The organism is Mammaliicoccus sp. FSL K6-3158, assembly GCF_038005105.1.
In the GTDB taxonomy this organism is placed as follows: domain Bacteria; phylum Bacillota; class Bacilli; order Staphylococcales; family Staphylococcaceae; genus Mammaliicoccus; species Mammaliicoccus sciuri.
This window is the reverse complement of the sequence record NZ_JBBOSL010000001.1, coordinates 467,076-494,043: the sequence shown is the minus strand read 5'-3', so window position 1 is coordinate 494,043 and position 26,968 is coordinate 467,076. Positions and strand designations below refer to the sequence as shown.

The following is a 26,968-nucleotide window of genomic DNA, read 5'->3' as shown; positions in this document are numbered from 1 at the left end:
ATTGAAAGTAAAGCTTTAAGTTAAATTAAACTTTTATTTTACTTTTATCATGTGCTAAAACCTATACATAATACTTGTCTATCACTTTTAATGATTCATCTAATTCATATATCAAGGGTGCGCCTGTTTTGATTTCTAAGTTTGAAATTTCATCGTCTGGAATATCTTCTAAATACTTAATAAGTGCTCTTAAAGAATTACCATGTGCAGAAACTAAAGTCGTTTGATGGTTTAATAAACTTGTTGAAATATGATCTATCCAATATGGAATAACTCTATCCAATGTATCTTTAAGACTTTCTGTAACAGGCATGATTCTTCTATCTAACATTTCATATCTTCTATCATTCAAGTATTCTTCTCGTAACTTTTCATCCGCTTCTGGAGGTCTTGTATCATAAGAACGTCTCCATATATGAACTTGTTCTTCACCATATTCTTCACGTGCTTGATCTTTATTTTTACCTTGAAGACCACCATAGTGACGCTCATTTAAGCGCCACGTTTTGTAAACAGGTATCCAAAGTTGGTGAGAATACTTCAATAATAAATATGTGGTTTCAATTGCTCTTGTTAAAAGTGATGTATACACAACATCTATTTCGATATTTTGCTTTAATAATTTTTCACCTGAGATTCTCGCTTCATTATACCCTTGCTCTGATAACTCTACATCTGCCCAACCTGTAAATAAATTTTTCGCATTCCATTCACTTTGCCCATGTCGACATAAAATTAATTTTGGCATATGATTCGCTCCAATCTTTTAATTGTTAAGTCTATTGAACCACTAATTGTAAATTTTTAAAAATAAAAAGACCTTCCGATAGCATTTCAAAATATCCAAATCAGTTCTATAATAAATATCATCATAAAATGTTAAAAGGATTGAGTTGTCATGATTTATAAATTCATAAAAATCATACTCCAAATATGTATGATTTATTTTATTACCGTACTAGGTAGTTGGATACAAGAAACATTAAACATACCTATTGCAGGTAGTATTATCGGACTTGTGATACTTTTCTTATTATTACAATTTAAAATTATAAAAGAAGAGTGGATTAAAGACGGTGCAAATTTATTATTAAGTACGATGATTTTCTTTTTCATTCCATCAATCGTTGGTGCTATGAATTTAGTTAACCAAATAAACGCGCAATTTATCTTTTTAATTGTATTAGTCATCGCAAGTACATGCATTGTTGCACTCTCATCAGGATACATAGCTGAGAAAATGTTAAAAAGGAATCATATAGAAGAAAGTGGTGATCAATCATGATGATTAAAGGACTTTTAATGATTCTTTTAACAATTGTCATGTACATATTTGCATTATTTATACATAAAAAATTCAAGATTGCCATCCTACATCCTGCACTCGTTTCATCCATTGCAATTATATGCGTACTTGTGTTGTTTGGATATAATTACAACGACTATATGGTAGGGGGTCAATGGATTTATGACTTTTTAAATTGCACAGTTGTCTGTTTAGCATATCCACTTTATTTATATAGAAAAATGATTGTTCAACATTTTAAAGTCATTATCACAAGTGTATTAGTTGGGATAACGATTAATATTATTTTAATGTTTACGATTTTAAATATATTCGGTTATTCGAAAGAAATGATTGCATCATTGTTGCCAAGATCTATAACAGCAGCAGTCGGTGTACAAGTATCACAACAAATTGGCGGAATAGATAGCTTAGCCGTGTTGTTTATTATAGGTACAGGATTAATTGGAAGTATGTTGGGATCATATCTTATCAAAATAGCAAAATTCCAAACATCCATTGCCAAAGGACTCACTTATGGCAATGCATCACATGCTATTGGAACAGCCAAAATATTAGAAACTGATATCGAATCAGCAGCCTTCAGTTCAATCGGCATGATTCTAACAGCCTTAATCAGCTCAGTCGTGATACCATTGTTTGTTATACTAGTATATTGAAAATTTAGAGATGAAGATTATACAAAGATAGAGGCTGTAGTGAGTTTGTAGGTCTGTATGAGGTGCTATGTTGCTTGTTTGAGGAGTCTTGCAACATACGAGGCGCCTATTTATCTTGTTTCACCAGTCTTGATAAATACGAGGCGCCTATTTATCTTGTTTCACCAGTCTTTATAAATACGAGGTCCTGAACATTGCTTGTCACGCCTCACTTGCAATGTTCAGCCTCCATCATCACCAAAAATGAAAAGAGTGAGACATGAACATTATGTCTCACTCTTTCTCTATAACCATTCTTTATATAATATCGTAGTCTTTTAGTGTTTTTTCTAATCGTTTTAGTTTGTCGACGGATTGCTCAGATTTATATTTACCCATTTCGATAACGATAGCGTCTATCAATGCGATGATTGGCAATATTGAAAAGTGATTTTTACTTACTGCTAATTTCAGTGTTTCGCTTGCATACTGAACGATTGGACATGAATCATAATCTGTTATTAACAGTATTGGCACTTGATTATTATGAGCTATTTTTGCTACTTTCGACACTAATTGAGAGTAAGGTTCAAAAGCGAACATAACGATTAAATCACGATTGCCCATTTGTAATACTTTATCAATTACGGTTTCTGTATCATGACTTAATTGCGCAATTTGATTCGTAAATTCCCCTAGTAACTGCTCTAAATATAATGACGCTGCTTTATATGGTCGCGTCCCAATGATTCCAATCATTTCCGCTTCTTTCATAAGTTTCACAGCATCTTTGAAATATTCATCCAACTCTTCGTTGTAAGACTTATTTAATAATTCAACACTTTTATCCCATACATCAACGAGCGTTTTATTCTTTTCTACTGAATCCATCAGTGATGTTTGCATAACCCATGTTGACTCTGACGGCATTACTTCTTCATAAATATCTTTTTTGAAATCATTAAAATTTTCATATCCGATTGCTTTCAAAGTTCTCATGACTGTAGAAATCCCAACATCTGCATCTTGAGACAACTCTTTTATTGTAACAAGTCCTAGTGATTGAAAATTTTTAAGAATATAATCACATAACTTTTTTTGTTTTTTCGGTAATTGATCTTTAATGTCGATTAATTTCAGTTTAATCGTATGTTGATTGTCCATACTCATAAATCACCTCATACCCACTTTATTTATCTTCATCATAACGATAATAACTTCTTAAATCAATTTCACCCTTCACAACAATGTAATATTATACCATTTTAGAACATAAAAATTCCCTTTTTAAATGAAAGGGTTTACATTGTTTCAAACTAGTGTTAAGATTCTAAATAATCAAAATATAAAAACAGGAGGTTATTTTGATATGGCAACACAAAGTTTAAAACCGAAAGTAAAAGTATTTTTAGAACAAGACATAGGTTTATATATTAACGGATCGTATGTTCAATCTTCTGAAGGGAAAACGTTTGATGTTATCAACCCCGCTACAGAAGAAAAAATAGCATCGGTTCATGAAGCGAATGAAAAAGATATCGATATTGCTGTCAATGCAGCGAGAGAGACTTTTGATCATGGTTCATGGACAAATTTGGAAGCGCATACACGTTCTCAGCTGATTTATAAGTTTGCTCAACTTGTTGAAGAAAATCGTGAAGAACTTGCACAACTAGAATCTTTAGATAACGGTAAGCCTTATCACATCGCACTTAGTGATGATGTTGGCGGAACTGTACAACAATTTGAATACTATGCAGGCTTTGCAACTAAGATTTCTGGTAAGACAACACAAGTTTCACCTGACTATGTTAACTACACACTTCACGAACCAATTGGTGTTGCAGGACAAATTATTCCATGGAACTTCCCATTGTTAATGGCGGCATGGAAATTAGGTGCCGCTTTAGCAGTAGGATGTACAGTTGTAATTAAACCTGCTACAGAAACACCACTTTCATTACTTTATGTAGCTCAATTATTTAAAGAAGCAGGTTTCCCAGATGGTGTTGTAAACGTTGTTCCAGGTAGTGGTCGCATTGCTGGTGAAGCATTAATCAAGCATGAAAAAGTCGACAAAATTGCATTTACAGGTTCTACAGAAGTCGGAAAGAATGTTATGAAACAAGCTGCCGATCAAGTTAAAAACGTAACGTTAGAACTTGGTGGTAAATCCCCTTCTATTATTTTAGAAGATGCAGATTTAGAAGAAGCTATTACAGGCGCTTATAACGGTACGATGTATAACCATGGTCAGAATTGCAGTGCTTGTACAAGAATATATGTTCAAAGAAATGTTTACGACAAAGTTGTAGCAGGTGTTAAGAAACTTGCTGAAGAAACTAAACTCGGTCCTGGTTTAAATAGTGATACTGATATGGGGCCACTTGTTTCTCAAAAACAACAAAATACCGTTCAACAATATATTCAATCTGGTATTGATGAAGGTGCAACACTTGTAACAGGCGGCATTCAATCATTTGATAGAGGATATTATGTACCACCAACGATATTTGCTGATGTTACGGATGATATGACAATCGCTCGCGAAGAAATATTCGGTCCAGTTATGTCTATCTTAATATTCGATACAGTTGAAGAAGCCATCGAAAAAGCGAATAACAGCGAATACGGATTAGCAGCAAGTGTATGGACAGAAAATATTAGAAAAGCGCATTACATTTCTGGCAAACTCCAATCTGGTACTGTTTGGATCAATGATGTTGGATTGGAATTAGAAACAATGCCATTTGGTGGCTATAAACAATCTGGTATTGGTCGAGAAATGGGCGGCGAATATGGATTAAGTAATTATACAGAAGTTAAAAGTGTTTACGTGAATATGCAACAAAAATAAATTAAAGAGGTGCTTATTATGTTTAAACCATATGGTGTTATACCTGCATTACCTACTCCAATGAAAGAAGGCGGCGTCATCGATTATGACGGCCTTGCTCAGTTAATCGAACATGTTATCAAAAACGGTGTTCATGGTGTTCTAGTTGGCGGAAGTACTGGTGAATATTCTTTAATGTCACTAGAAGAACGTCAACAAGTGATTCAATTCGTATGTGATACAGTCGACGCACGTGTTCCAGTAATGGCTGGAACAGGCTGTCATAGTACTGAAGATACAATTAAATTAACTCAATTTGCTGAAGAAGCTGGCGTATCAAGTGCTTTAGTCATTAATCCATATTATATGGCAACGAGTGACGAAGGTATCTTAAATCATTACAAAGCTGTCACTGAAAACAGCAAAATCGGTATCGTTATTTACCATTACCCAGATGCTACAGGTATCGAGCTATCTCCAGAACTTATACATGAAATCAGTCAATTAGATGGAATAGTTGGTATTAAGAATACAGCAGACGGTGTACATACATCTAAATTATTAAATCTGACAAAAGATAATGACCGCTTCTCATTATTAACAGGATTTGAAGATTTAATACTAGCGACACTTGCTTCAGGTGGTGTTGGTGCAATTGGTGTCGTCCATAATTTAGTGCCAGATAAAATTGTTAAACTTTATGATTTGATCGTGAAAGAAAACAACATAAAAGAAGCAGCTGAATTAAATAAAGAACTCATCCCTTTATATAATTTAATAGAAGAAGAAGTTATTCCAGGCACTGTAAAAGCAGGACTAGAAGCAATCGGATTACCTGGTGGACCTAGCCGCTCACCATTAGTGTCTGCTTCACCAGAATTCAAAGAAAAAATTGCATCAAAATTAAATGAACTTTATCAAAACTCATAATAAGAAGGTGTTGGAAATGAAAGATGTCGTTATTATAGGCGGAGGTTTAGCGGGTTTATCCGCCGCTTGGAGATTAAAACATCATGATATTTTACTTTTAGAATCAACAAATAGAGTTGGTGGACGTGTAATGTCTGAACGAAGAGGCTCATATTGGCTAAACTGGGGCGGTCACGTATACGCAGGAACTGGTTCGGCGACAGATGAATTATTTAAATCTGTCGGCATTTCCTCTATGCCAGTCCCAGGTAAATTAACAGCCATGTCTTTAAATGGCAAATTACTCACAAGCGGACCTGTTGAAACATATCCTTTCCGTGTCAATATGTCATGGAAAGACCGTTTCGCATTAATTAGAGCTGGTGCTAAAGTAAGAGCTTCCGTTCTACGCTATGGAAAAATCGCGAAACAAAAAAGTCTAGAAGATAAAAGTGTTCAACAACAACGTATTTTAGACTTTATGAACCATAAAACTTTTACAGACTTTACAGGTCATTTACCGCTTGATGCCGATGCTATTTTCAGACCGACCGTGAGTCGATCAACTGGCGATCCTGAACAAATATCTGCAGGTGCAGGTGTAGGATACTTCCATATGATTTGGAACAAAGATGAAGGTTTATCACGAAATATTATGGGAGGTCCTTCTACATTAACAGATACAATCGCTTGTTCACTTGGCGACGACGTACTACTAAATACTGACGTACAAGAAGTGATTCAAGACCACGATTCAGTAACTGTTAAATATGTTCAAGATGGACAAGAACATGAAGTACAAGCTCGGTATGCCGTACTTGCTACACCAGCACCTATCACTAGAAAAATCGCAAAAAATATCAGTCCTGAAGTTGGCGCTGCATTAGATCAAATTAAATATGGTCCACACGTAAGCGCAGCATTTTTAACAAATGAAACAGGCAAACAAGTTTGGGATGATATATACTCATTTGCAACACCAAAGAAATCATTTGATGTATTAATTCATAGCTCTAACCTTGTACATTCTCTTTCTAAAAATAGAACTAAAGGTAGTACCTTTATGACATTTTCCCCCGCAGGAAGAGGACAAAAATTACTAGACAAAACAGACGAAGAAATTATCGATATTTATTTGAATGACTTAAATGAAATGTTTCCAGGTTTCAGTGATAAAGTTGTTGAAGCTCACGTTCAAAAATTTCCATTAGGATCTGCTTACATCTTCCCGGGAAGAGCTAAAATTCAACCTATTCTTACGAAACCTGACAATCGATTATATTTAGCTGGCGATTATTTAGGTACTTTATATACTGAAACAGCCATTCAAACAGGTTTTAACGCAGCACAAGATATTAACAGTTTATTATCATACAGTTATCAATAAAACCCTTCACCCCTTTATGTAAGCGCTATCTTTAAAAGTAATGATGCACTGGTCTATATTAGGAGGACATTTAATGAATAAAGATTGCACAATGGAAGAAATGCCATTCTCAAGATTTCACATGAAGATTTTTGCTTATTCAAGTGGAAGTACATTTGTTGATGGATACAGTTTAGGTATTATCGCAATAGCGCTTGCTGTTATGCAAAATAGTTTTGATATGTCCGTTACAGTTATTGGTTTATTAGGTACGGCAACTTTAGCAGGCATGGTTCTAGGTGGTATGTTCGGCGGTTACTTCACAGATAAAATTGGCCGAAAAAAGATGTTCATCTTAGATATGCTCGTCTTAGCAATTGTTACGACATTACAGTTTTTCGCAACTGATCCAGTACAATTAATCGCATTAAGATTTGTTATCGGAATCGCTTTAGGAACGGATTATCCAATTGCCGGTTCACTTATGAGTGAGTTCTCTCCACAAAAAAAACGTGGTGCTTTACTCGGTGGTATTAATGGATTCTGGTTTGTAGGTTATGCTGTTTCATTCTTAGTTGGGTATCTACTAATACCTCTTGGAGATACAAGTTGGAGATGGATGCTATTAAGTGGTGCGTTCCCTATCATATTATTACTACTTGCGCGATTAAATATGCCAGAATCACCTCATTGGCTCGTACAACAAGGTAGAAAAGAAGAAGCAGAACAGATCGTCCAAAAAATATTTGGTGATAACGTTGTTGTTTCCAAAGATACAACTGGACATAAAAAGACGAACTTCAAAGATATTTTTAGAAATGGTCAAGGTAAATGGACGTTCTTTGTTTCAACATTCTGGTCTTTACAAGTTATGACAACATTCGCAATCGGCACATATATACCGTCTATTCTTTATGAATTTGGATTCCAAGACGGTTCTCAAGAGTATTTGGGATCAGCCATTATTAATATCTTCTATTTAATCGGTGTTATCCCTGCACTTTATTTAATAGAACGTTATGGAAGAAGACCAACATTAATTTGGCCATTCTTAATCTCAACACTTGCATTATTTGCATTAGGATATGCATCTGGTTTAAATGCACCATTCATAGTTATACTGTTACTCTTTATCATATACGGAATTTTCAACACAGCTATGGGTTGTCATCAATGGATTTATCCATATGAGCTTTTCCCAACTAATATACGAGGTACAGGTGGAGGATTTACAACGACGATTAGTCGTGTAGCATCAGCAATAAGTACATTCTTCTTCCCTGTTATATTAACGAATTTCGGTGTTAGTAATACAATGTATATCGCTGGTTTCTTACTACTTATAGGATTTGTTATTTCTGTTATGATGGCCCCAGAAACTAAAAATATGAATCTACAAGAAGCAGGTTCTATTAGATAGAGGTGTGGCATGATCCGAGATACATCTAATAATCACATTGATGAAAAGCTTTTAACTAAAGTCATATTGTTAGCAGGTCGAATTTTATTAGAATGTAGTGCCGAAACCATTAGAATCGAAGACACTATGAACCGTATTGCGAGGAGTTTAGGTTATCAACATAGTAACGGTTATGTCGTGAATATTTTTATTACATTCTCATTATCACAGAATTCAGAAGTTCAAATCATTAGAATTCATAAGAACAATACGAATCTGATTAAAATAGCAAATGTAAACACGATATCACGCAAACTCGTTAATAAAGAAATCACCCTAGAAGAAGCTTATAAAAAATTGAAAGATATTGATTTAAACACTAAAAATTATCCATTACTTCTTAAAACTTTAGTATCAGGCTTAATATCTCTCAGTTTCTTATATCTTTTTGGTGGTGAATTTGGTGATATCATCCCTGCCTTTATTGCAGGCTCTATTGGTTTTTCAATTGTTGAAATCATCAAGATGCGAATACCTACATTATTTATCCCCGAACTAATAGGATCCTTTGTAATAGGTCTTATCGCCATTTGGGGTCACCACTTGATGGCAACAGGAGATATAAGCCCTATTATTATATCTTGTGTCATGCCAATTGTACCTGGTGTGCTTATTACGACTGCCGTACAAGATTTATTCGACCGGCATATGGTCATGTTTACAACGAAGATGCTAGAAGCCATCGTCACTTCATTTGGTATAGGATCAGGTGTCGCAACATCATTCTTAATTTTATAGGAGCTTGATATGTTAACTATCATATTACACTTTGTATTTAGCTTTTTAGCATCTTATCTATTTGCACTCGTTTATGACGCACCACGTAAGTTATTTTTAGCTGCAGGCTTTGGTGGTGGTTGTGGCTATCTCGTTAATTATTTATTATTAGAAAGTACAAATATGGATGCCATCTATACAAGTTTGCTAGGCAGTTTAACACTCGGCTTAATCAGTCACACCATGGCAAGAACATTAAAATCCCCAGTCATCATATTTATGATTCCTGGTATCATCCCTTTAGTACCAGGAGGCATAGCATTTGAAGCAACAAGGAAACTAGTAGAATTAGAATTTAATAGCGCCGTAGATATATTTATTAGAGCATTATTGATAGCGGGCGCTATAGCAGTAGGCTTATTAATGGCAGACCAAATATTCAAAATCATTAATCATACAAAAGTAAATATTAATAGAGAGACTGGTACATAAAATGTGCCAGTCTCTCTATTAATATGGGAAATATGAGAGGCGCTACGTTGCTTGTTTGGGCTGTCTTGATAAATACGAAGCCCTGAACATTGCTAGTCATGCTCCACTTGCAATATTCAGCCTCCCAACATTGCTTGTCGCACCCCACTTGCAATATTCACACCTCCAACATTGCTAGTCACGTCCCACTTGCAATTCTCAGCCTCCCAACATTGCTAGTCACACCTCACTTGCAATATTCACACCTCCAACAACACTCATCTCTATCTAAAAAGTAAGAAACCGTCTGAAAATTTCAGACGGTTTCTTTTATTATTCCAAATTCGCGTGTTTATTTTGCATAAATGTTTCACTTACGTTTAATTGTTCCATTAAATCCATTACGATACTATCTAAATATAATTGAGTGCTTTGTTCGAACAGACTTCCTAGTGGTTGTTCTGATCCTTTTTCATCATATTTAGTACCTGCTGGTAAAACAATCACGTCATCTGCTATTTCAGCAATTGGTGATTGTTCTTTTGTAGAAATTAATATGATGTTCGCTCCAATATCTTTTGCTGTTTGTGCGAGTAATTTTAAGTGAGCTGTTGAGCCTGAACCAGAGACAATCAATAATTTATCTCCTTCTTTAATAGAAGGTGTACTTGTTTCACCTACTACATAGCTTTTCTTACCTAATTGGTTCAATCTCATAGCAAAACTGTTCGCGACAAATGCAGAGCGTCCTTTAGCTGCTACAAACACTGGAACTTCTGACTGCAAGCTATTTACGAATTGCTCAGTATCCTTCAAGTCTACTTGATTTAATGTTTGCGTGAGTTCATTCAATATTAATTGATAACGGCTCATATTACTTACCTTCGATTATTTCTCTACATAATTTTGCAGCTGCTTTTGGATCGTCTGCGTTAGCAATTCCTCCACCAACAATAATTAAATCTGGATTTTCATCAGCAACAGATTGAATTGTTTCTGGTGTAATACCACCAGCTACTGCTACTTTTGAATTTTTGATAACTGATTTAACTGTACGTAAGCTTTCTAATGGTGATACACCTTCAGCTTGTAAATCGTAACCAGTATGCACAGCGATATAATCTGCACCTAATGCATCTAATTCTTTCGCACGTTTTTCTAAATCTTGAACTGCGATCATATCCACTAATAATTCTTTACCATGTTTATGCGCTTCTTCAACTGCACCTTTAATTGAAGCATCTTCAGCTACACCTAAAATTGTTACGATATCTGCTCCAAATTTAACAGCTTGGCTTACTTCATAACCAGCAGCATCCATAATTTTTAAGTCAGCTAATACTTGAACATCTTTAACAGATTGACTTAATTTTTCTACTGCACCTAATCCTTCATTAATAACGATAGGTGTACCGATTTCTACTATATCTACATATTCCTCAACTTGTTGCGCTAATTGAGCTGCTTCTTCTTTATTTAATAAATCAATTGCTAATTGTAATTTCATATTAATCATATCTCCTTTATCTATATTACTTTACACTTATAATTGTGATACAATGTATAAAATTATGCAATACTGACAAATATGTCACTTAGTGAAGAAATGGGGTTGTATTATGGTATTAATTAACTATAAAGAAACGGAATATTATAATTCTAAAGACTTAGCATTATCTGTTATTGGCGGTCGTTGGAAAATACCAATCATCTGGCATTTACTACAAGCGTCACCTCTTAGACTCAATGAATTAGAAAAGAAACTACCAGATATTAATCAGCGTATGCTTATTAGACAGTTGAGAGAACTCGAAGACGATCATATCGTAAACCGTACTGTATATCCGGTCGTACCACCTAAAGTTGAATATAGTTTGACACAAATAGGTAAAGATTTAGAACCTGTTGTTAATGGCATTTGTGACTGGGGAGACGAATTTTTAGACTTTTTAAATACTAAAGATAAAGCCTAATCACATATTACTTTTAATCGCTTCATAGTTTGCTACAATAAAATAAAAAAGGGGTATTTTATGACAACTCAAAAACTTTCACAAGAAGAACAAGCTGAACTGCTTACAACTTTACAAAAACGATTCGAAAAATTTCCAGAACGTCATAAAAATATAGAATGGTCAGATGTAGAAAAACGATTAAATGAACATCCAGAAAAATTATGGTCACTTAATCAAATGGAACAAACTGAAGGAGAGCCTGATGTAATAGGATTAGAAGATGATGCTTATATATTCGTAGACTGTTCTAAAGAAAGTCCTAAAGGCCGTCGAAGTGTTTGTTATGATAGAGCAGCATTAGAATCTAGAAAGAAACACAAACCAGAAACAAGTGTAATGGACATGGTTCATGAAATGAACGTTACATTAATTAATGAAGAACAATATAGACATTTACAAACACTCGGTGAATTTGATAAGAAAACATCAAGCTGGATTGAAACACCGACAAAAATTAGAGACCTTGGTGGTGCATTATTCTGTGATTTACGGTATGACACAGTATTCACTTACCATAATGGCGCTGATTCTTATTATGGCGCAAGAGGTTTTAGAAGCATGTTAAAAATATAAAATAAAGCTTCCTCAATTTGTCTCAAGAAGACAAGTTCAGGAAGCTTTTTCTATACAATCATTAGCTAACCACTTACACCGTATATTAAACCGGTTATGACATAACTACTGACAAATTTTTAGAAACAACATACCATATAAGCAAAGGAGGTTATGCTATGACAGAGCCATTCAACGTTCAACTAAACATCGACACTTCACAAAAGACGACGGATATTTCAATCAAAACCTTTGAACAGGAACTTGGTCATAACCTATTAACGTATATTCAACAATTTGAAACATCCAACCATAAAATAGGTATTAAAACATCACAAGGTACATCACTTATTTTAAAGGAAGACATCATTTTTGCAGAAATTTTTGATAAACAACTGAACATCATAACAACCAGTGAAACACTCACAACTCGAATGTCACTCACTGCCTTACAACAAACTTTGCCTAAGCAGAAGTTCGTACAAATTAGTAAATCGTCTATCGTAAACATTGAACATATCAACAAAGTATCACCGTCATTCTCAGGGAATTTATATGCAACTTTATCCAATAATAAAAAAGTAACCATTTCAAGAAGATATGTTAAAAATTTAACTGAAATATTAGGTATATAAGGAGGAGACCATTATGAACAAAATCTTTAAATCTATTCTACAAGGTATCGGTATAGGAAGCAGTATTATGCTCATATTCATCGCAATATTTGAAGTAACAATTGACTTCCAAGCAGTCTTCAGCGTTTATATATTCAGTGCCATTTGTGGATTTCTACCAATAGTTTATGAAATCGATCAAATACCACTCTTATTCAAGCTCATCATTCATTTAGGTGGTAGTATCATTACATTCTTTATCGTTTCAACAATTAATAACTGGATACCATTACAACCAGCAACACTTATCGGAGGCCTCACAACCTTCGCATTAATATTCCTCGTTATCTGGTTTATATTTATGTATCTCAATATTCAACAAAGCAAAAAAATAAATACAAAACTTAAAAAAATGTAAACAAAGACCCTTAAGGTTCACTCCTTAAGGGCCTTATTTTCCGTTTTTCCATATTTTACTGAAATAAATGTAATTCACACGATATAGATTCCGTATTACACAAATGTGTAATCAATATTAAAATATATTATCTATTCATATCTTCTAAACTCATAATCGATTTCCCCATTGATTATGAAAACTTCTCTTATTTAGTGCTTAAAATCTTATAGAGTATCATTTTAGCGCCATGAATAATTTATAAACCTAAAACTCCCCTAAACATTTCTTAAATTCACTAAATTCCTCTAAATCCTCTTTATAACCTATAATAACCCATCCGAAAAGAAGAAATGTACAATATCAAATCAAAAATCAAGCTCTTTCGCAAAAACCATCAATCAATATCAAATCATAAAGTGTGCTATGAAAAGTATGTGCAACGCTAAAATACAATGTAAATCTAAGTACCAATCGCATCTTCAAAATGACGATTCAAATATAAACAAATTTCATTTATTGTATCAATTGTCTCACCAAACAAAGTAGAACTTCGTTTAAGAATCTTAAAATGCTTTTGGTCTTCTTCCAATCTCACGCATGCAAAGACAAAAATAGAATTAAAAAATTCAGTCTGATCATTAAGAGACTCTCCATATCTCTCATCCAAATCATCCAAAATATCATCTAAACTAATATCTTTAGGAATCACCAGTTCCTCCACTCTATGCATGCCAATCTTACCTTCAGTAATAAACCCCTGAATATCGTAAAACTCAAACTTAATAATATTGTACATTTTAGCCTCCTTTCTAAGGGATGTTATAGGTTATATTTTTATTATATTTAGGAATCATTTATTGTCAATAAATTTCTATACTTTTTTTATACAAAATATTTAAAATACAATGAAACCCCGTTAAATAAACGTTTTATAAGACTAAAAATTTCAAAAAATCTCGAAATAAGTAGTTCAAAATCGTAAAATTCTCAAAAAAATTTATTAAACATAATTTACGTAAAAGTAATATTTAAGACACCATAAACTTCAAAAAATGTAATATAAAAATTAAATTTTTTCCCAAAAAAGTGAAAGAAAAACAAAAAAATCTGCAAAAAAAGACACGACGTAAGAAGTCGTGTCTGGGAGTTTGAATAGTTTATTCAAAATACAGAACATTATTTATACTCTATGATTCTCTTCTTTTAAATATATCACTATAAGGGCTAATTAAGTCCTTATAACTTCTCGTTACTTTTCTTTTATTAATGATCTTATTTGCAATTTTATCTATATATTTTTTATCAGTCTTAAAGAAATTACTAGGGCTTGTAACAGTACCTAATGTATATTCATCATCATAAATTTCTTTTAACAATTGTACATATTCAACTATCAAATCTTTCAGCTTATCGTCAAGATCATCTTCTTTATAATTAGACAAAAATTCCCCAAATACAAAATCATCTCCTACAAGATCATCTTTATTTTTCGAGCTTGGATCATTATTAACGATTCTATAAATAAGTCCTATTATTGCAATTAATGCATATCTACCATTATTTAATATTATCATTTCTTCATTATCAAATATCACGTTTCCTTGTTTTTTATCTTTTATTTCTTGTATGATGTGTCCAATTCGTTTATTTAAATCAATCAAGTCCTTAATAAATTTTACTTTATTTTTATCTGCTGCATAATTTAATTTGAATATACTTTTATAATGATTATTGTTCGCAAACAAACTTCTTTTCGCTGATCTTGCTGTACCAGGTTTTTGATAAACAAAAGAATAAAATATTTGTGCAAATTCTTCGTTTTTAATTTTATTAGTAGCATACTTCCTAGGCGTGTTAATCCCTCTTTTTATTTCTAAAAATATTCCATGATTCAATAATATATCATGCAATTGAATCATCTCAGGAGCATTTGCTTTTAAATCCTTTGGTTGTATGGCTTTTTGAGAATTTGTTGCTTCAGCAATACTATTGAAAAATGACCTCTCATCAACTTTACTATTTTTCTTTTTAATGATTTTGCATATTAAATAAAAATCTTCCTTACTTGAATCTAAATTTTTCGCGATTAAATGTGTTGTTTGCCCTCCATTTACAATTGAAAAATCATATACTTTTATGTTATCTCCATCGGGTATATAGTCCTTACAAGCAATAGTTATTCCGTTATTCATTACCCAAAAATCTTCAGGATTTTTTCTCATACTACGTATAATAGATTCATCAACATTTTTAGATTTAATATATCTTCTAATATTCATGTTGAATAAACCATCTCTCTCAAATTTCTCATATGCAACTTTTAAACTATTGGCACTTATATTTACAACTAGCCCTTCATAATTATCTGATTCATATTTCAGAGCATTTTTAGACTTATCTATTTCAAATTTAAACTCTTTAGCAACTTCTAAAGTTTGCTGCATTTCTTCAATCATTTTATCAATATCAATTTTATTTAATAAGTTAAAATCACCAAACTTTGCACTTTGTATATTATCTATCTTACGACCTACATCTTTCTCATTAACTTGACTTGTCGATGAAAAGATTATTTCAATATTACCTTCTTCTTCTTCTGGTAAACTGTCTAATGCATTTCTTAAGTGTTTTTTTACTTCTCTACTATATATATTCGTATTCTCTTTTTCAAAATCACTTAAAGTACTATTTATCTTACTAACTTCTGCATTTACATCATTGACTTTAATATTTTTTGAATACTTATTCTGACCAATAATCACTTTAGAATTTTCATCATCGTAAAATACAAAGTCAATTCCTCCATCATTTTTACCGTCAGTGATATTTTCATTGATCAAGTCGTACCAATTCTTTTTGTATTCTAGAGATTTATAGCAATAAATTGAACACATAAGAATATCAAATGCTCTTTCTCTAGAAATTGCATAGTCATCTTTATGCGCTATATCCATGATTTTATCCAATTCATTTTCAATCATATGTATTCCCCCTTCACTTATAAATAATTTTATTATTTAATAAATTAAATTTATTAAGCTAATTTTATAACATTTATTCTTTCTGTGCAATTTGAATGTAAACGTTTAACCACTTATTATAAAAACATCCTACTTCAAATAAAATCCAGCCTAAATTTCTAATAAATAGTTAAGTAAAATTTAAGGTTGTGCGCATATTATCATGCTAAGTTTTTATGTAAAATTAGTTATAGGTATGTTAAATAAACAGGAGGACTTATGAAATTTATCATAAAATATTCTACATTAATCAGGATTGCTTCTCTCATTCCGTTTGTTCTAGTTGGTCTTATGTTACCTATTGGTGACAACTTCATATTATATTACTTATCTTTAATATTTGTTTTTGGATTCGTTCATGTGTTATTAACGATTGCTGAAAATAAATATAAGGCTATTAATCATAAGATATTCATACGCAATGTTATTTTGAGAATGATTCATTTTATTATAATTGCAGCGTGCTCTTACGTTATATTCTTTGCTTCTCATCTACATAACAATCCGATTATTGCATTATCATTTATTTTTATAGCTGGTTTTTCAGGATATTATTTTGATTATTTAGATACGAAAAATTCTGAAGTAATAAAAGAATAGAATATATAGAAAAAATCCAGCATGACTTCAATGTCATGCTGGATTTTTTTCCTTAACTTCTACTTCATTATCAAAGTGATAACCGATTGTATATGTTGTGACTGTGTTTTCTAATATAGGGCTTTCGCTATCTTCTCTGTTATGTCGTACGTTCTTGTGTGCTTCTTTGAATACGTCTGATTTTAACCAGTTTTTAAAGTTTTGTTCTGATTCCCAGATTGTGAGTATTTTTACTTCGTCATATTCCTCGAGGTCATTTGTTTTTGTAACATACATTTTCTTGAATCCTTCTATTGTTTCTATTCCTTGTCTCATATAGAATCTTTCTATTGTTTCGTCTGCTGTTCCTTTATAGAGTTGTAATTTATTTTCTGCCATAAACATGTTATTGCCTCTTTTCTATTTTATACTTTTACGAGTTTGGCTACGACGACGATTCGACCTGATGTGAGTGAATATGGATCTTCACATGTTGAGAGTGTGACAATCTTGTCGTCTTTATTAACTTCTGTCGTTGTTGAGATTTGTGATTTTTTTAATGTTTGTTCTAGAAATTGTTCATATGTTGCTTTGTCTTTAAAGTCTGTTTGTATGTAATTATCTTTTGTTGTCGTTTCATATGCGCTAATGACTTCTAATTGATATTTACCGTATTGTGTATCGTACTGGATCGTTTTATGTTGGTTATAAAATGATTGATCTAAATATTTTTCTACGACGTCAAACATGGTGTTATCTCCTACGTGATGTCCATATATGACGGTATTCATTTTATCATGCTTAGGTGTATTACGATAATCCATAAAGATACTACCTTTTCTACTATCTTGTTGTTCAAAGTCTTTCTTTAAGTAGTCCTTGTTGTCTTTCGATTGTAGTATTGGATAGTTCAATGATGTACCTTCTAGATGTATCCATCCTATAATATCTTTGTTGATGTTACTAAGTTGTTTGAATTGTGGTCGCACGGTATTGGTGTTTGTCATTTGCGTATAATTTTGTTGTAAATGAATGTAGCGTTCTTCCGCTTCTTTATCTTCTTGTTTATTGTGATACATGACATATCCAGACCATATGATGACAGCGACTAATGCTATTTGAATGATTTTAATGATGATTTTCACGTGTTGCTCTGCCCTTTCTCTTACAAATCAGCATGCCACATTCTGGGTCATGGATGATTTTCGCATCGATATTATATACGTGTGAAATAAAGGATTCTGTTACGACTTCTTCTGGAGGTCCTTGGATGACTTGATTGTTATGTATACATACGATTTCATCGCTATATTCTATCGCTTGGTTAATGTCATGTAACACCATAATAATGGTGATATTAAAGTTCTCATTCAGTGACCGGATAATATCCAACACTTGATATTGATAATTTAAATCTAAGTATGTCGTTGGTTCATCTAGCAACATATATTGTGGTTCTTGCGCAAGTGACATTCCGATAAACACACGTTGTAATTCTCCGCCTGACAATTCACTAATTGGTTTATCTTGAAAGTCTTCTAATTCTAGTTGATGTAACACATGCTGAATGACTTCTTCTTGTTTGATATCTTTCTTAAATATGGATTGGTAACTATATCTTCCACACAGTATGACTTCTTTAACTGTAAAATCTTCTGGCGCACGGTTATTTTGATGTACGGTCGCTAACTGCCTTGCTAATGTTTTTCTATTTAATGATGAAATAGCTTGATTATCTATGTAAACAATACCTTCACTCGGCTCTAAATTACGTGATAATATTTGTAACAATGTTGATTTACCCAATCCATTAGGTCCAATGATAGTTGTAATGGCATGCTTTTTGAGTTGTATTTTTAACGATTCAAAAATATGCTTTCTCTGGTATTTGAAACTAACGTTCTCTGTTCGCATGGACATACGCTCCTTTACAAATAAGGTAAATCAAGAATGGTCCACCTACTACAGTCGTAATCGTACTCGCTGGTATCTCTAGAGGTGGTGCTATTGTTCGACCTACCGTGTCTGCTAATAATACGAGCCATGCACCAAATATAATGGAATATGGTATGACCTTTTTATAATTCGTTCCAACGATACGTCTTATAATATGTGGCACGATTAAGCCTACAAAAGCTAATTGACCTACTATAGCTGTTGCACTACTTGCTAAAAATACAGCAACTAAACCGATGATAAGTCGATATTTCGTAATATTAAAACCAATATTATGCGCTTGTTTATCTTCAAATGATAACAAGTTCACTTTGTTTACTAACATGAGCGCGAATATAATCCCTATTGTTGAAGTGACGGCAATTATATAGACATCTTGCCATACTTTCATCGTTAAACCTGTTGGTAACTGCATAACAGGACTCATAGATAAAAGTTCTATTACACCATTTAACATGGCGTATATCGCAACACCTACTAATATGAGTCTTATCGGAGTAATCTGATAACGTGATACTAATAGGAATAATATGAGAAACGGTATAACCCCACCAATAAAGACGAATATCGGTAAATAGAAATACAAGGTAGGTAAAAATATAAGTATGACACCTCGTGCAACAAGTGCACCAGATGTCACACCAATAATATTCGCTTCAGCTAGAGGATTTTGTAATACCGCTTGTAGCAAAGCCCCTGATACACTCAGAGCAGCTCCAACAAATAACGCGATGAATATTCTTGGCATACGTAAATCAATAACTGCATCTACTTGAGGTTCAGTACCTGTTGTGAGTTTCGTGATGATTTGTTCTATACTTAAAGGTAACTTTCCACTTACAAGCGATATATAAATTGTTATGACAAGCATACATAACATGATCCAGAACGTGAGTTGCGAATATTTTTTCATGTTTTAACCTCTTTACTTATGATATAAAATGTCATAAAGCTGTACTAACGCATCGTCAGCTTTAATACTTGCTGTTATGCCAAATGGTATTTCTTCTAAATCATAAACTCTATTATTTTTAACTGCGTCAAAATGTTTCCATATATCATTTGTACTAAACTCTTTCTTAAACATTTCTCTTACTTGGTCTGGAAAACCATGTGGCAATCTTAAAATAATATCAGGATTGACTTTATAAAGTTCTTCCGTATTAGAGGCTAAATATGCTCTTGATTCATTTTGTATAACATTCTCTCCTCCGGCAATTTTCACTAAATCACCAATATAAGAGTGTTCTGTTGCTACAAGATAACTACCGGGTACACCCATAAGAATCAGTACTTTAGGGCGTTTTTTACCTTGAATCTTAGCTTTAATTTCAGCTTCGGCATTATCAAACTTTTTATTAAGCTTTTTAGCCTGTTCTTTACGATTGAACGTATTACCCATTTCGGTGATAGATTTCTTCAAACCATTTAAACTGTCGTAATCATAATAAGTACCTTTCATTTTAAGTTGTTCAAACACTGGATCCATCTCAGATTTAATTGTTGTAACAGTTAATACATGTGTTGGATTAAGTGATTTCACAACTTCAATATTCGGTTTCTTAGGCTGACCAATTTCAGGTACATCTTTGTATCGCTTCGGTAAATCTTTATAAGTTGTCGGTTTACCTACGATATCTAAATCTAATGCATCTAAAGTTTCCGTTAAAGCTACAGTAGTTGGTACGATTCTAAATTCTTCTTTCTTTTGTTTACTTGAAGGTTCTGATGATTTACTAAAGTTGATGTTACAAGCCGCAAGTAGACAGCTACATATAAGCATTAAAATTAATAGCGATTTGATCTTCATTTAGATGCTCGCTTCTTACCTAAGAAGAATGAACCAGCTAATAACAATACTGCACCACTGAATATAAGTGCATATGTCATCGCATCTCCACTGCTACTTGTTGAAGGATTAACGAGTTTCATGTTTGTTGAACCATCTGCATTACGATCGAAACTTGGACTCACTTTATCTGCACTTGTAGTACTTGTTTCATTGTTACCACTTGTCGTAGCTTGATTTGAAGGTGTGACAGGTGATGAACTATAATTTGTTGAACTATTTGCTCCAGATGAAGCATTTGAAGATTCGGATTTTTGTTCATCTGTCGGTGTTATCTGATTGTGTTGAACATTTTGAGCATCATGACCTTTAGTGTCATCATCTTTACTTGGTGTGTTTACAGGTTGTTGCTGTTCATCACTTGTGTCTGTATTTACATTGATAGACGTCTCTTCTTTATCAAATTCAATACGTGTTGTGTAATGATTGTCGTAGTTAATCGCTGGTACAACAATATGCACTTTAGATGTTAATACTTTTAAATCTTTCGGCTTTTCAAAGCGAATGATTTTTGTATCTGCAGATTTGTCTTCTGAAACGGTTGTGACATTTAATTTCTTATCATGATCAAATAATTCAAACGACTTCCAATAAGAAGCTGATTTCAATGTTAGTTCAACATATTGTTTACCATTTTCTTCAACAATACGTGCAGGTTTCACCATATATTGGTCCATATAAGATATTTCACTTGAACCATTTTTATAGACCATGTAACCTAACGTTGAAGTTGCTTTTTCTTGAATAGTTGATCCTTGGTTGGAGCCAGTCGGATTTTTAACTTTATCAGGAATTGGCACTTCTTTTTTTGTTATCTGCTTTTCATCGTTCTTTGGTGTATCTTGCTTTGGTGTATCTTGCTTTGGAAGTTCTGTTTGTGGTTTCTCATGATTCGAATCCTTTGCAGGTGCTTGTTGTGTATCTTCATTATTCTGATTTGCATTATCCTGCTTTTGGTCAGTCGTTAATTGGTTTGAATCTACTTTTCCTGTATCTTGTTGATTTGAATTCTGAGTTGTCGGTGCACTAGGAATAACTTCTTTAAAATTTACATGAGTCGTATATTTGTTGTCATAATTGATTGCCGGTACAACAATGTGAACTTTTGAAGTAAGCGATTGGCTACCTGGTTTAACTTTAAACTTGATGATTTTTGTATCAGCTTGATGATCTTCTTTAACTGTTTGAATGGCAATTGCGCCTGATTCATCATACAGTTCAAATGACTTCCAATAAGAAGCGCTTTTCAAAGTCATCTCAACATACGTTTCCCCATTCTCAAAATATACCTTTGCTGGTTTCACCATATATTGATCCATATAAGAGATTTCATTTGATTTATCTTTATTAACTACAAAATCAATTGTCTTACTTTCCACTGCTGATGCTTGTTCTTCTGCTGCTTCAACTTTTTTCATTGTCGTATGACTAAGCGGTTCATAAGTGTTGAATGAAAGAGTTGAGAATAATAAAGAAAACGCTAATAGTGACTTAACACTTTTCTTCATTAATTATGACCTCTTTTCAATTTTTTATTGAACATAAACGTAACGACTAATAACATACCCGCAACAATTGGAAGGACTGTGATCATTACCGGTGTGCCTGCGCTCGTTTGAGGATTTTTCACATCTTGTGAAGTAGTAGTAGAACCATCAGATGGCGTACTACTATTAGAACTAGAAGATGCTGCTGTTGTTGAATTCTTAGAATCATCATTAGATGAAACTGCTGCAGCTTGGCCAGAAGGTTCTTTCACGTCAAATGTGATCTTGTATTTGTTATCGTATAAGAACGGTTTACCATCGACTTTTTCATTGATATAAACATCAATTGTTCCAGCAAGTTGTCCAGATGTAGAATTCACTTTAAAGCTAGACGTTCTAACGTCTGAACCTTTGTCTTCACTTACGATACTTTCAGCAGATCCATCAACTGTAATACCTTTTATCCAATGGCTGTGATTCATCGTTAAATGAAGTTGCTTTTCGCCATTCTTAACTACTAACTTACCTGGTTTATTAAAATAATCATTTGCAATCGAAACATCTGAAGTACCATGTTTCAATACTGTGTAATCAACATCATAAGTACCATCCTTAACATCAGCAGAAGCCACCTTACCTACGCCTACTGATAATAAAATAAGTACTAATAACCCAATATTTAAAACTTGTTTAAACCTTTGCATAATATACCTCCTTTGTAAATTTCTTGAAATTCTCCTTCCACCTTATAATTTAATTGATAATGGTTATCAATGTCAATATTATTTTCTATTTTAATAAATAGTTAGTTATACAAATTTTATTTCTCAAAATTTAAAAATTAATAGAATGGAATAATTTAGGTTGTAACTAAATAACATATAAATTTGAACATTTTTACTTTTATATGTACAATGGATGTAATAACTGAATAAATGTCCACTGGAAGTGCCTTATTATAGGCTGAGACTGAAGTAGTGACTTCGGGATTCCTTGAACCTGATCCAGTTCATACTGGCGTAGGAAAGTGGCGTATATAAGCTTACTTATACTTATAATTAAATTTTTACGCTATTTTTCTATACAGAAAAATAGCGTTTTTTATTTGGAGTGATTTCATTGTTTATTGCTGTTACACCGTATAAAGACTTAGATGTTGATGATTTAGAACATTATATAGAGATTGCAGAAGAGATTGATTTGTTATTACTGAGAGTGCCTATGACACATGATGATCTATGCTGGGCGCTTGATTATTTATTAGCAAATGGCTTTTCGCAAACGAAATTAATGATTCATTCTGATATGACCATACTTGAAAAATATGATTTAAATTTTATTCATTTTCGTGAAGATGACGTGCAAGCATTTGAATTTAAAAAGCTTCACCCTCATATATCCGTTAGTATGTCTACACATTCAGTTGAAAGTGTGAAACGCGCACGTGAATGGTCTTTAGATTTCGTATTCTTTGGTCATGTGTTTGAAACGCGTTCTAAATATGGTCTTAAACCAAGGTCTTATAAAGAAATAAAGGATGCTGTATCTATAGATATTCCTGTTTATGCAATTGGTGGCATAGATACACATTCTATTAAGTCATTGCCTCATGGTTTCGAAGGTGTTTGTGCAATTTCATTTTTCAGAGATCGAAGTTTGCGTGAAATTCAGTTGTTAAGAGAGGAGTGGCTTGCATATGTATGACGTGTTAATTGTTGGCTCTGGCGTCATGGGGATGTCTATTGCGCGTGAATTAGCCCTTAAAAATGATTCGTTGTCTATCGCTGTGATAGATCGAGATGTTCCTGGATTACACGCATCTTATAAAGCTGGTGGGATGTTAGGTGCACAAAATGAATTTATTGAAGATACACCCCTTTATCAACTTGCATTACGTTCGAGAGATTATTTCGAATCACTCAGTCACACGTTATATAAAGAGACGAATATCAATATTGATTATCAAGCACACGGTTTAATTAAAATGGCCGCATCACGAGATGATATCGACAGTTTAACTGAGCAATATCGTTTTTTAAATAAACGTGATCGTTCAGTTACTACATTAAATAGTCAATCACTTCGTCATCTTTCAAATCATACGATTGCCTATAATCATAAAGCGATTTATATTCCATTTGATGGCCAAATTAATGCCAATCAATATGCTAAAGCTTTATTGAAATCCATTGAGTATAAAGGGATTGAACGCATTTATCATACTGAAGTTAAATCCATACATCGCTTAAATGATTCGTTTAAAGTACTCACTGCAAACCAAATTTTACTTTCCAAAAAGGTCATTGTTGCCGGAGGTGCATGGAGTCATCAGTTATTAGCAGACTATGAAATTGAGCCAAAAGTAACAGGTGTAAAAGGCGAAGTTCTACTGTTGGAACATCCAGACTTAAAATTAGAACAAACACTGTTTATGACGAATGGCTGTTACATTGTGCCGAAACGTGGCAATCGATTTTTAGTGGGTGCAACGAGTTATGTAGATGACTATACTGTTGGCACATCAGTTGAAGGAGAAAATTGGTTAATGCGTCAGGCATGTAAATACATTCCATTATTATCAAGTAGTCGACTCATTCATAAATGGTCGGGCATTAGACCATACACTGATAATGAGTGGCCCATTATGGATGAAATCGATGAAGATTTATATATTGTTACGGGCCATTATCGTAATGGCATATTACTGTCACCTATCATCGGCAAATTAATGGCTGAATGGATTGTTTATGAAGTAAGACCTACGTTATTAGAAGCGTTTAAAGTGAGGAGGTGTGTCCATTTATGAAATGTATCATTAATGGTGATGAATTTAATTTTGAAGATGCTTTAACATTGTCAGATTTACTAGACTCACTGGAATTAGATAAAGATAGAATCATCGTCGAATGGAACGATACACTCATCAAAAGTGAACAATTTAATGATATTACTGTTAGAGAATCAGATAGATTAGAACTACTAGAATTTGTTGGAGGCGGATAAAATGTTAAAAATAGGACCATATGAACTCAACTCAAGATTATTATTAGGTACTGGTAAATTTAAAGATGAAGAAATACAATCTAAAGCAATCCAAGCATCAGGCGCAGAAGTGCTGACTTTTGCTGTTAGAAGAATGAATCTATATGACAAATCACTACCCAATCCATTAGCAAATGTTGATTTAAATCGCTTTATTACTTTTCCTAATACAGCTGGTGCACATACTGCAGAAGAAGCTGTACGTATTGCAGAAATTGCCAATCATGCTGGGCTTTGCAACTTAATTAAAGTAGAAGTCATTGGAGATGATAAGACTTTACTACCAGACCCAATTGAAACTTATAAAGCGTGTGAAATATTATTAGATAAAGGCTATATTGTCTGTCCCTATATTTCGTGTGATGTTGTGTTAGCTAAACGACTTGAAGCATTAGGTGTTCACGCGATTATGCCACTAGCTTCTCCAATTGGAACAGGCAGAGGCATTAATAACCCACTTAATTTAAGATATATCATTGAACAATCTAACATTCCCGTTATCGTGGATGCTGGTATTGGTTCACCGAAAGATGCTTGTTTCGCGATGGAACTTGGCGCAGATGCAATTTTATTGAATACTGCCATTTCTAGTGCGAAAGACCCTGTAAAAATGGCTGAAGCGATGAAATTAGGTATTGAAGCCGGTCTATTTAGTTATGAAGCAGGAAGAATTCCTGTTAAATATACAGCACAAGCATCAAGCCCAACTGAAGGATTAGGATTCTTGTAATGGAACGTTACGAACGACAAATGAAGTTTCAACAGTTCGGTGAGCATAGTCAAGAAACACTGCAGAATACCCATATATTGATTATGGGTGCAGGTGCATTAGGCAGTCATGTTGCAGAACTACTCGCCCGCATGGGTGCTCATCAATTAACAATAATCGACATGGATATCGTTGAGCTTTCTAATTTACATCGTCAAGCACTCTATGATGAACGTGATGCACAGGAAATGCTTCCTAAAGTCGTTGCTTTAAAAAGGAAAGTTAAACAAATTAATCATCATGTTGAATTGAATGCTATCAACCAAGAATTAACGACACAAAACATTGAAACCATTATTAAAAATGTCCAACCAGATATTGTAATCGATGGCATGGATCAATTTGATATGCGCTTTTTAATCAATGAAGTTTGCCATAAATTAAATATACCATGGATATATGGCGCTGCAGTCGGAAGTAAAGGGACCGTTTATGCAATTGATTATAGTGGCCCTTGCTTAAGATGTATTTTGCAAAGCGTACCTCAAACTGGAGAAAGTTGTGCTATAAACGGCGTGCTACCACCAGTCGTTCAACAAGTAGCCAGTTACGAAGTGTCAGAATTACTCAGATATGTTTCAGGAAAATCTTTTTCTAAAAAGCTCATAACAATAGATACATTTGAAATGAACATACGGTCAACAAATATCAATTTATTAAAAGACAATGACTGCGTTGTATGTGAACAAGGGATATATCAAGCATTAAACACACCACCCCTTTCATCAATAGAAGCATTATGTGGAGATACGTTCCTGTTTAGATTTAAACAACACGCATTTGAATTAGCACATCATTTTCCAGGACAAATTGCTAAAGAAAACGCATATGTAAAATTTATAGAATATGATGATATGACCATGACCTTATTCAAAGACGGTCGTATGAACGTACGCGGCATAGAATCACAAGAAACCGCAGAAGATATATATCAACAGTTTAATAGGTGTATAAAGTAGGGAGAAAGATGGAGTTGGACCAAG

At 33.3% G+C, this 26,968-nt stretch carries 31 protein-coding genes and 1 riboswitch; of the genes, 18 read left to right on the top strand and 13 right to left on the bottom strand.

The window, feature by feature from the left end:
• Window positions 1–61: 61 nt before the first annotated feature.
• Complete coding sequence (locus MHH94_RS02235) at window positions 62–748, bottom strand: 2,3-diphosphoglycerate-dependent phosphoglycerate mutase (RefSeq protein ID WP_058592228.1); 687 nt, start codon at window positions 746–748, stop codon at window positions 62–64.
• A gap of 150 nt (window positions 749–898) precedes the next feature.
• Between MHH94_RS02235 and MHH94_RS02230 the strand changes: the two genes are divergently transcribed.
• Together MHH94_RS02230 and MHH94_RS02225 are read left to right on the top strand one after the other, a co-directional pair.
• Entirely contained in the window at window positions 899–1,285 is a 387-nt protein-coding gene (locus tag MHH94_RS02230; protein WP_058592229.1) for a CidA/LrgA family protein, read from the top strand.
• Window positions 1,282–1,965 (top strand): LrgB family protein, encoded by a 684-nt coding sequence (locus MHH94_RS02225; RefSeq protein ID WP_058592230.1) that lies wholly within the window; start codon window positions 1,282–1,284, stop codon window positions 1,963–1,965. The genes MHH94_RS02230 and MHH94_RS02225 overlap by 4 nt, the downstream gene beginning before the upstream one ends.
• 297 nt (window positions 1,966–2,262) lie before the next feature.
• Here the strand turns inward: MHH94_RS02225 and MHH94_RS02220 are convergent, their stop codons facing one another.
• On the bottom strand, window positions 2,263–3,108 hold the full coding sequence (locus MHH94_RS02220; RefSeq protein ID WP_232156844.1) for a MurR/RpiR family transcriptional regulator: 846 nt from the start codon (window positions 3,106–3,108) through the stop codon (window positions 2,263–2,265).
• A 205-nt stretch (window positions 3,109–3,313) separates the two neighbouring features.
• Here MHH94_RS02220 and MHH94_RS02215 point away from each other — a divergent pair, with 205 nt between their 5' ends.
• The 6 genes from MHH94_RS02215 (at window position 3,314) to MHH94_RS02190 (ending at window position 9,723) form a co-directional block, all read left to right on the top strand.
• Window positions 3,314–4,801: an aldehyde dehydrogenase family protein gene (locus MHH94_RS02215; RefSeq protein WP_107603317.1), complete on the top strand. Its 1,488-nt coding sequence runs from the start codon at window positions 3,314–3,316 to the stop codon at window positions 4,799–4,801.
• An 18-nt stretch (window positions 4,802–4,819) separates the two neighbouring features.
• Complete coding sequence (gene dapA / locus MHH94_RS02210) at window positions 4,820–5,710, top strand: 4-hydroxy-tetrahydrodipicolinate synthase (protein ID WP_078355170.1); 891 nt, start codon at window positions 4,820–4,822, stop codon at window positions 5,708–5,710.
• Between the two features lie 16 nt (window positions 5,711–5,726).
• Window positions 5,727–7,076 carry a protoporphyrinogen/coproporphyrinogen oxidase gene (locus tag MHH94_RS02205; RefSeq protein WP_088592172.1) on the top strand — a complete coding sequence of 450 codons (1,350 nt, stop codon included), beginning with the start codon at window positions 5,727–5,729 and terminating at the stop codon, window positions 7,074–7,076.
• A 73-nt stretch (window positions 7,077–7,149) separates the two neighbouring features.
• Entirely contained in the window at window positions 7,150–8,475 is a 1,326-nt protein-coding gene (locus tag MHH94_RS02200) for an MFS transporter (RefSeq protein WP_078355172.1), read from the top strand.
• A 9-nt stretch (window positions 8,476–8,484) separates the two neighbouring features.
• Window positions 8,485–9,252 carry a threonine/serine exporter family protein gene (locus tag MHH94_RS02195; protein ID WP_078355173.1) on the top strand — a complete coding sequence of 256 codons (768 nt, stop codon included), beginning with the start codon at window positions 8,485–8,487 and terminating at the stop codon, window positions 9,250–9,252.
• Between the two features lie 9 nt (window positions 9,253–9,261).
• The gene (locus tag MHH94_RS02190; RefSeq protein ID WP_078355174.1) at window positions 9,262–9,723 is read left to right on the top strand and encodes a threonine/serine exporter family protein; all 462 of its coding nucleotides are present in this window, start codon (window positions 9,262–9,264) and stop codon (window positions 9,721–9,723) included.
• A 312-nt stretch (window positions 9,724–10,035) separates the two neighbouring features.
• Here the strand turns inward: MHH94_RS02190 and hxlB are convergent, their stop codons facing one another.
• Window positions 10,036–10,575, bottom strand: a complete 540-nt coding sequence (hxlB, locus tag MHH94_RS02185; RefSeq protein WP_048539985.1) for a 6-phospho-3-hexuloisomerase — start codon at window positions 10,573–10,575, stop codon at window positions 10,036–10,038.
• Window position 10,576: 1 nt separating this feature from the next.
• Complete coding sequence (gene hxlA / locus MHH94_RS02180; RefSeq protein WP_025905795.1) at window positions 10,577–11,209, bottom strand: 3-hexulose-6-phosphate synthase; 633 nt, start codon at window positions 11,207–11,209, stop codon at window positions 10,577–10,579.
• Between the two features lie 112 nt (window positions 11,210–11,321).
• On the opposite strand from hxlA, the gene MHH94_RS02175 reads away from it, so the two are divergent.
• From MHH94_RS02175 to MHH94_RS02160, 4 genes are all read left to right on the top strand, one after another.
• Window positions 11,322–11,675 (top strand): winged helix-turn-helix transcriptional regulator, encoded by a 354-nt coding sequence (locus MHH94_RS02175; protein WP_037589866.1) that lies wholly within the window; start codon window positions 11,322–11,324, stop codon window positions 11,673–11,675.
• Between the two features lie 60 nt (window positions 11,676–11,735).
• Window positions 11,736–12,290 (top strand): DUF4256 domain-containing protein, encoded by a 555-nt coding sequence (locus tag MHH94_RS02170; RefSeq protein ID WP_078355177.1) that lies wholly within the window; start codon window positions 11,736–11,738, stop codon window positions 12,288–12,290.
• Window positions 12,291–12,448: 158 nt separating this feature from the next.
• Window positions 12,449–12,904 carry a LytTR family DNA-binding domain-containing protein gene (locus MHH94_RS02165; RefSeq protein ID WP_049320586.1) on the top strand — a complete coding sequence of 152 codons (456 nt, stop codon included), beginning with the start codon at window positions 12,449–12,451 and terminating at the stop codon, window positions 12,902–12,904.
• 13 nt (window positions 12,905–12,917) lie between these two features.
• Entirely contained in the window at window positions 12,918–13,301 is a 384-nt protein-coding gene (locus MHH94_RS02160; RefSeq protein ID WP_107603314.1) for a DUF3021 domain-containing protein, read from the top strand.
• A 442-nt stretch (window positions 13,302–13,743) separates the two neighbouring features.
• On the opposite strand, the gene MHH94_RS02155 is transcribed toward MHH94_RS02160, so the two are convergent.
• Both MHH94_RS02155 and MHH94_RS02150 read right to left on the bottom strand, forming a co-directional pair.
• Window positions 13,744–14,079: a hypothetical protein gene (locus MHH94_RS02155; RefSeq protein ID WP_078355179.1), complete on the bottom strand. Its 336-nt coding sequence runs from the start codon at window positions 14,077–14,079 to the stop codon at window positions 13,744–13,746.
• Between the two features lie 391 nt (window positions 14,080–14,470).
• A complete protein-coding gene (locus MHH94_RS02150) occupies window positions 14,471–16,264 on the bottom strand; it encodes an AIPR family protein (RefSeq protein WP_232156845.1) in 1,794 nt (597 codons plus the stop codon).
• Between the two features lie 258 nt (window positions 16,265–16,522).
• On the opposite strand from MHH94_RS02150, the gene MHH94_RS02145 reads away from it, so the two are divergent.
• A complete protein-coding gene (locus tag MHH94_RS02145; protein ID WP_107603294.1) occupies window positions 16,523–16,903 on the top strand; it encodes a hypothetical protein in 381 nt (126 codons plus the stop codon).
• A gap of 33 nt (window positions 16,904–16,936) precedes the next feature.
• Here the strand turns inward: MHH94_RS02145 and MHH94_RS02140 are convergent, their stop codons facing one another.
• Genes MHH94_RS02140 through isdC form a run of 7 tightly spaced genes read right to left on the bottom strand, consistent with a single transcriptional unit; the run spans window position 16,937 to window position 22,878 of the window.
• A complete protein-coding gene (locus MHH94_RS02140) occupies window positions 16,937–17,287 on the bottom strand; it encodes an antibiotic biosynthesis monooxygenase (RefSeq protein ID WP_232202367.1) in 351 nt (116 codons plus the stop codon).
• Between the two features lie 20 nt (window positions 17,288–17,307).
• Complete coding sequence (gene srtB / locus MHH94_RS02135; RefSeq protein WP_107601822.1) at window positions 17,308–18,027, bottom strand: class B sortase; 720 nt, start codon at window positions 18,025–18,027, stop codon at window positions 17,308–17,310.
• Window positions 18,011–18,796, bottom strand: a complete 786-nt coding sequence (locus tag MHH94_RS02130; RefSeq protein WP_340839508.1) for an ABC transporter ATP-binding protein — start codon at window positions 18,794–18,796, stop codon at window positions 18,011–18,013. The genes srtB and MHH94_RS02130 overlap by 17 nt, the downstream gene beginning before the upstream one ends.
• Window positions 18,777–19,751 carry a FecCD family ABC transporter permease gene (locus tag MHH94_RS02125; protein ID WP_075578398.1) on the bottom strand — a complete coding sequence of 325 codons (975 nt, stop codon included), beginning with the start codon at window positions 19,749–19,751 and terminating at the stop codon, window positions 18,777–18,779. The genes MHH94_RS02130 and MHH94_RS02125 overlap by 20 nt, the downstream gene beginning before the upstream one ends.
• A 12-nt stretch (window positions 19,752–19,763) precedes the next feature.
• Window positions 19,764–20,648 (bottom strand): heme ABC transporter substrate-binding protein IsdE, encoded by an 885-nt coding sequence (gene isdE / locus MHH94_RS02120; protein WP_078355183.1) that lies wholly within the window; start codon window positions 20,646–20,648, stop codon window positions 19,764–19,766.
• Window positions 20,645–22,195 carry an NEAT domain-containing protein gene (locus tag MHH94_RS02115; RefSeq protein WP_340839505.1) on the bottom strand — a complete coding sequence of 517 codons (1,551 nt, stop codon included), beginning with the start codon at window positions 22,193–22,195 and terminating at the stop codon, window positions 20,645–20,647. Before MHH94_RS02115 ends, isdE begins: the two co-directional genes overlap by 4 nt.
• Complete coding sequence (gene isdC, locus MHH94_RS02110) at window positions 22,195–22,878, bottom strand: heme uptake protein IsdC (protein WP_084756644.1); 684 nt, start codon at window positions 22,876–22,878, stop codon at window positions 22,195–22,197. The genes MHH94_RS02115 and isdC overlap by 1 nt, the downstream gene beginning before the upstream one ends.
• 230 nt (window positions 22,879–23,108) lie before the next feature.
• A riboswitch (TPP riboswitch) is annotated at window positions 23,109–23,217 on the top strand.
• 67 nt (window positions 23,218–23,284) lie between these two features.
• Between isdC and MHH94_RS02105 the strand changes: the two genes are divergently transcribed.
• The 5 genes from MHH94_RS02105 to MHH94_RS02085 are packed head-to-tail and all read left to right on the top strand — an operon-like array spanning window position 23,285 to window position 26,944.
• Window positions 23,285–23,878 carry a thiamine phosphate synthase gene (locus tag MHH94_RS02105; RefSeq protein ID WP_445668858.1) on the top strand — a complete coding sequence of 198 codons (594 nt, stop codon included), beginning with the start codon at window positions 23,285–23,287 and terminating at the stop codon, window positions 23,876–23,878.
• On the top strand, window positions 23,871–24,980 hold the full coding sequence (locus MHH94_RS02100) for an NAD(P)/FAD-dependent oxidoreductase (RefSeq protein WP_084756643.1): 1,110 nt from the start codon (window positions 23,871–23,873) through the stop codon (window positions 24,978–24,980). The genes MHH94_RS02105 and MHH94_RS02100 overlap by 8 nt, the downstream gene beginning before the upstream one ends.
• The gene (gene thiS, locus MHH94_RS02095; RefSeq protein ID WP_025905802.1) at window positions 24,977–25,177 is read left to right on the top strand and encodes a sulfur carrier protein ThiS; all 201 of its coding nucleotides are present in this window, start codon (window positions 24,977–24,979) and stop codon (window positions 25,175–25,177) included. The genes MHH94_RS02100 and thiS overlap by 4 nt, the downstream gene beginning before the upstream one ends.
• 1 nt (window position 25,178) lies before the next feature.
• Window positions 25,179–25,946 (top strand): thiazole synthase, encoded by a 768-nt coding sequence (locus MHH94_RS02090; RefSeq protein ID WP_340839496.1) that lies wholly within the window; start codon window positions 25,179–25,181, stop codon window positions 25,944–25,946.
• Window positions 25,946–26,944 carry a ThiF family adenylyltransferase gene (locus MHH94_RS02085; protein ID WP_058592246.1) on the top strand — a complete coding sequence of 333 codons (999 nt, stop codon included), beginning with the start codon at window positions 25,946–25,948 and terminating at the stop codon, window positions 26,942–26,944. Before MHH94_RS02090 ends, MHH94_RS02085 begins: the two co-directional genes overlap by 1 nt.
• The last annotated feature ends 24 nt before the right edge of the window (window positions 26,945–26,968 follow it).

What these genes read in the sequence shown, in the direction of transcription:
- MHH94_RS02165 (WP_049320586.1), top strand. Translation starts at nt 12,449, where the DNA reads ATGACAGAGCCATTCAACGTTCAACTAAACATCGACACTTCACAAAAG.
- MHH94_RS02130 (WP_340839508.1), bottom strand. Translation starts at nt 18,796, where the DNA reads ATGCGAACAGAGAACGTTAGTTTCAAATACCAGAGAAAGCATATTTTT.
- MHH94_RS02215 (WP_107603317.1), top strand. Translation starts at nt 3,314, where the DNA reads ATGGCAACACAAAGTTTAAAACCGAAAGTAAAAGTATTTTTAGAACAA.
- MHH94_RS02230 (WP_058592229.1), top strand. Translation starts at nt 899, where the DNA reads ATGATTTATAAATTCATAAAAATCATACTCCAAATATGTATGATTTAT.
- MHH94_RS02220 (WP_232156844.1), bottom strand. Translation starts at nt 3,108, where the DNA reads ATGGACAATCAACATACGATTAAACTGAAATTAATCGACATTAAAGAT.
- MHH94_RS02195 (WP_078355173.1), top strand. Translation starts at nt 8,485, where the DNA reads ATGATCCGAGATACATCTAATAATCACATTGATGAAAAGCTTTTAACT.
- hxlA (WP_025905795.1), bottom strand. Translation starts at nt 11,209, where the DNA reads ATGAAATTACAATTAGCAATTGATTTATTAAATAAAGAAGAAGCAGCT.
- hxlB (WP_048539985.1), bottom strand. Translation starts at nt 10,575, where the DNA reads ATGAGCCGTTATCAATTAATATTGAATGAACTCACGCAAACATTAAAT.
- MHH94_RS02205 (WP_088592172.1), top strand. Translation starts at nt 5,727, where the DNA reads ATGAAAGATGTCGTTATTATAGGCGGAGGTTTAGCGGGTTTATCCGCC.
- isdC (WP_084756644.1), bottom strand. Translation starts at nt 22,878, where the DNA reads ATGCAAAGGTTTAAACAAGTTTTAAATATTGGGTTATTAGTACTTATT.
- MHH94_RS02200 (WP_078355172.1), top strand. Translation starts at nt 7,150, where the DNA reads ATGAATAAAGATTGCACAATGGAAGAAATGCCATTCTCAAGATTTCAC.
- isdE (WP_078355183.1), bottom strand. Translation starts at nt 20,648, where the DNA reads ATGAAGATCAAATCGCTATTAATTTTAATGCTTATATGTAGCTGTCTA.
- MHH94_RS02155 (WP_078355179.1), bottom strand. Translation starts at nt 14,079, where the DNA reads ATGTACAATATTATTAAGTTTGAGTTTTACGATATTCAGGGGTTTATT.
- MHH94_RS02115 (WP_340839505.1), bottom strand. Translation starts at nt 22,195, where the DNA reads ATGAAGAAAAGTGTTAAGTCACTATTAGCGTTTTCTTTATTATTCTCA.
- MHH94_RS02085 (WP_058592246.1), top strand. Translation starts at nt 25,946, where the DNA reads ATGGAACGTTACGAACGACAAATGAAGTTTCAACAGTTCGGTGAGCAT.
- MHH94_RS02125 (WP_075578398.1), bottom strand. Translation starts at nt 19,751, where the DNA reads ATGAAAAAATATTCGCAACTCACGTTCTGGATCATGTTATGTATGCTT.
- MHH94_RS02145 (WP_107603294.1), top strand. Translation starts at nt 16,523, where the DNA reads ATGAAATTTATCATAAAATATTCTACATTAATCAGGATTGCTTCTCTC.
- MHH94_RS02235 (WP_058592228.1), bottom strand. Translation starts at nt 748, where the DNA reads ATGCCAAAATTAATTTTATGTCGACATGGGCAAAGTGAATGGAATGCG.
- MHH94_RS02190 (WP_078355174.1), top strand. Translation starts at nt 9,262, where the DNA reads ATGTTAACTATCATATTACACTTTGTATTTAGCTTTTTAGCATCTTAT.
- dapA (WP_078355170.1), top strand. Translation starts at nt 4,820, where the DNA reads ATGTTTAAACCATATGGTGTTATACCTGCATTACCTACTCCAATGAAA.
- MHH94_RS02090 (WP_340839496.1), top strand. Translation starts at nt 25,179, where the DNA reads ATGTTAAAAATAGGACCATATGAACTCAACTCAAGATTATTATTAGGT.
- MHH94_RS02160 (WP_107603314.1), top strand. Translation starts at nt 12,918, where the DNA reads ATGAACAAAATCTTTAAATCTATTCTACAAGGTATCGGTATAGGAAGC.
- MHH94_RS02100 (WP_084756643.1), top strand. Translation starts at nt 23,871, where the DNA reads ATGTATGACGTGTTAATTGTTGGCTCTGGCGTCATGGGGATGTCTATT.
- MHH94_RS02225 (WP_058592230.1), top strand. Translation starts at nt 1,282, where the DNA reads ATGATGATTAAAGGACTTTTAATGATTCTTTTAACAATTGTCATGTAC.
- MHH94_RS02175 (WP_037589866.1), top strand. Translation starts at nt 11,322, where the DNA reads ATGGTATTAATTAACTATAAAGAAACGGAATATTATAATTCTAAAGAC.
- MHH94_RS02140 (WP_232202367.1), bottom strand. Translation starts at nt 17,287, where the DNA reads ATGTTTATGGCAGAAAATAAATTACAACTCTATAAAGGAACAGCAGAC.
- MHH94_RS02170 (WP_078355177.1), top strand. Translation starts at nt 11,736, where the DNA reads ATGACAACTCAAAAACTTTCACAAGAAGAACAAGCTGAACTGCTTACA.
- MHH94_RS02150 (WP_232156845.1), bottom strand. Translation starts at nt 16,264, where the DNA reads ATGATTGAAAATGAATTGGATAAAATCATGGATATAGCGCATAAAGAT.
- thiS (WP_025905802.1), top strand. Translation starts at nt 24,977, where the DNA reads ATGAAATGTATCATTAATGGTGATGAATTTAATTTTGAAGATGCTTTA.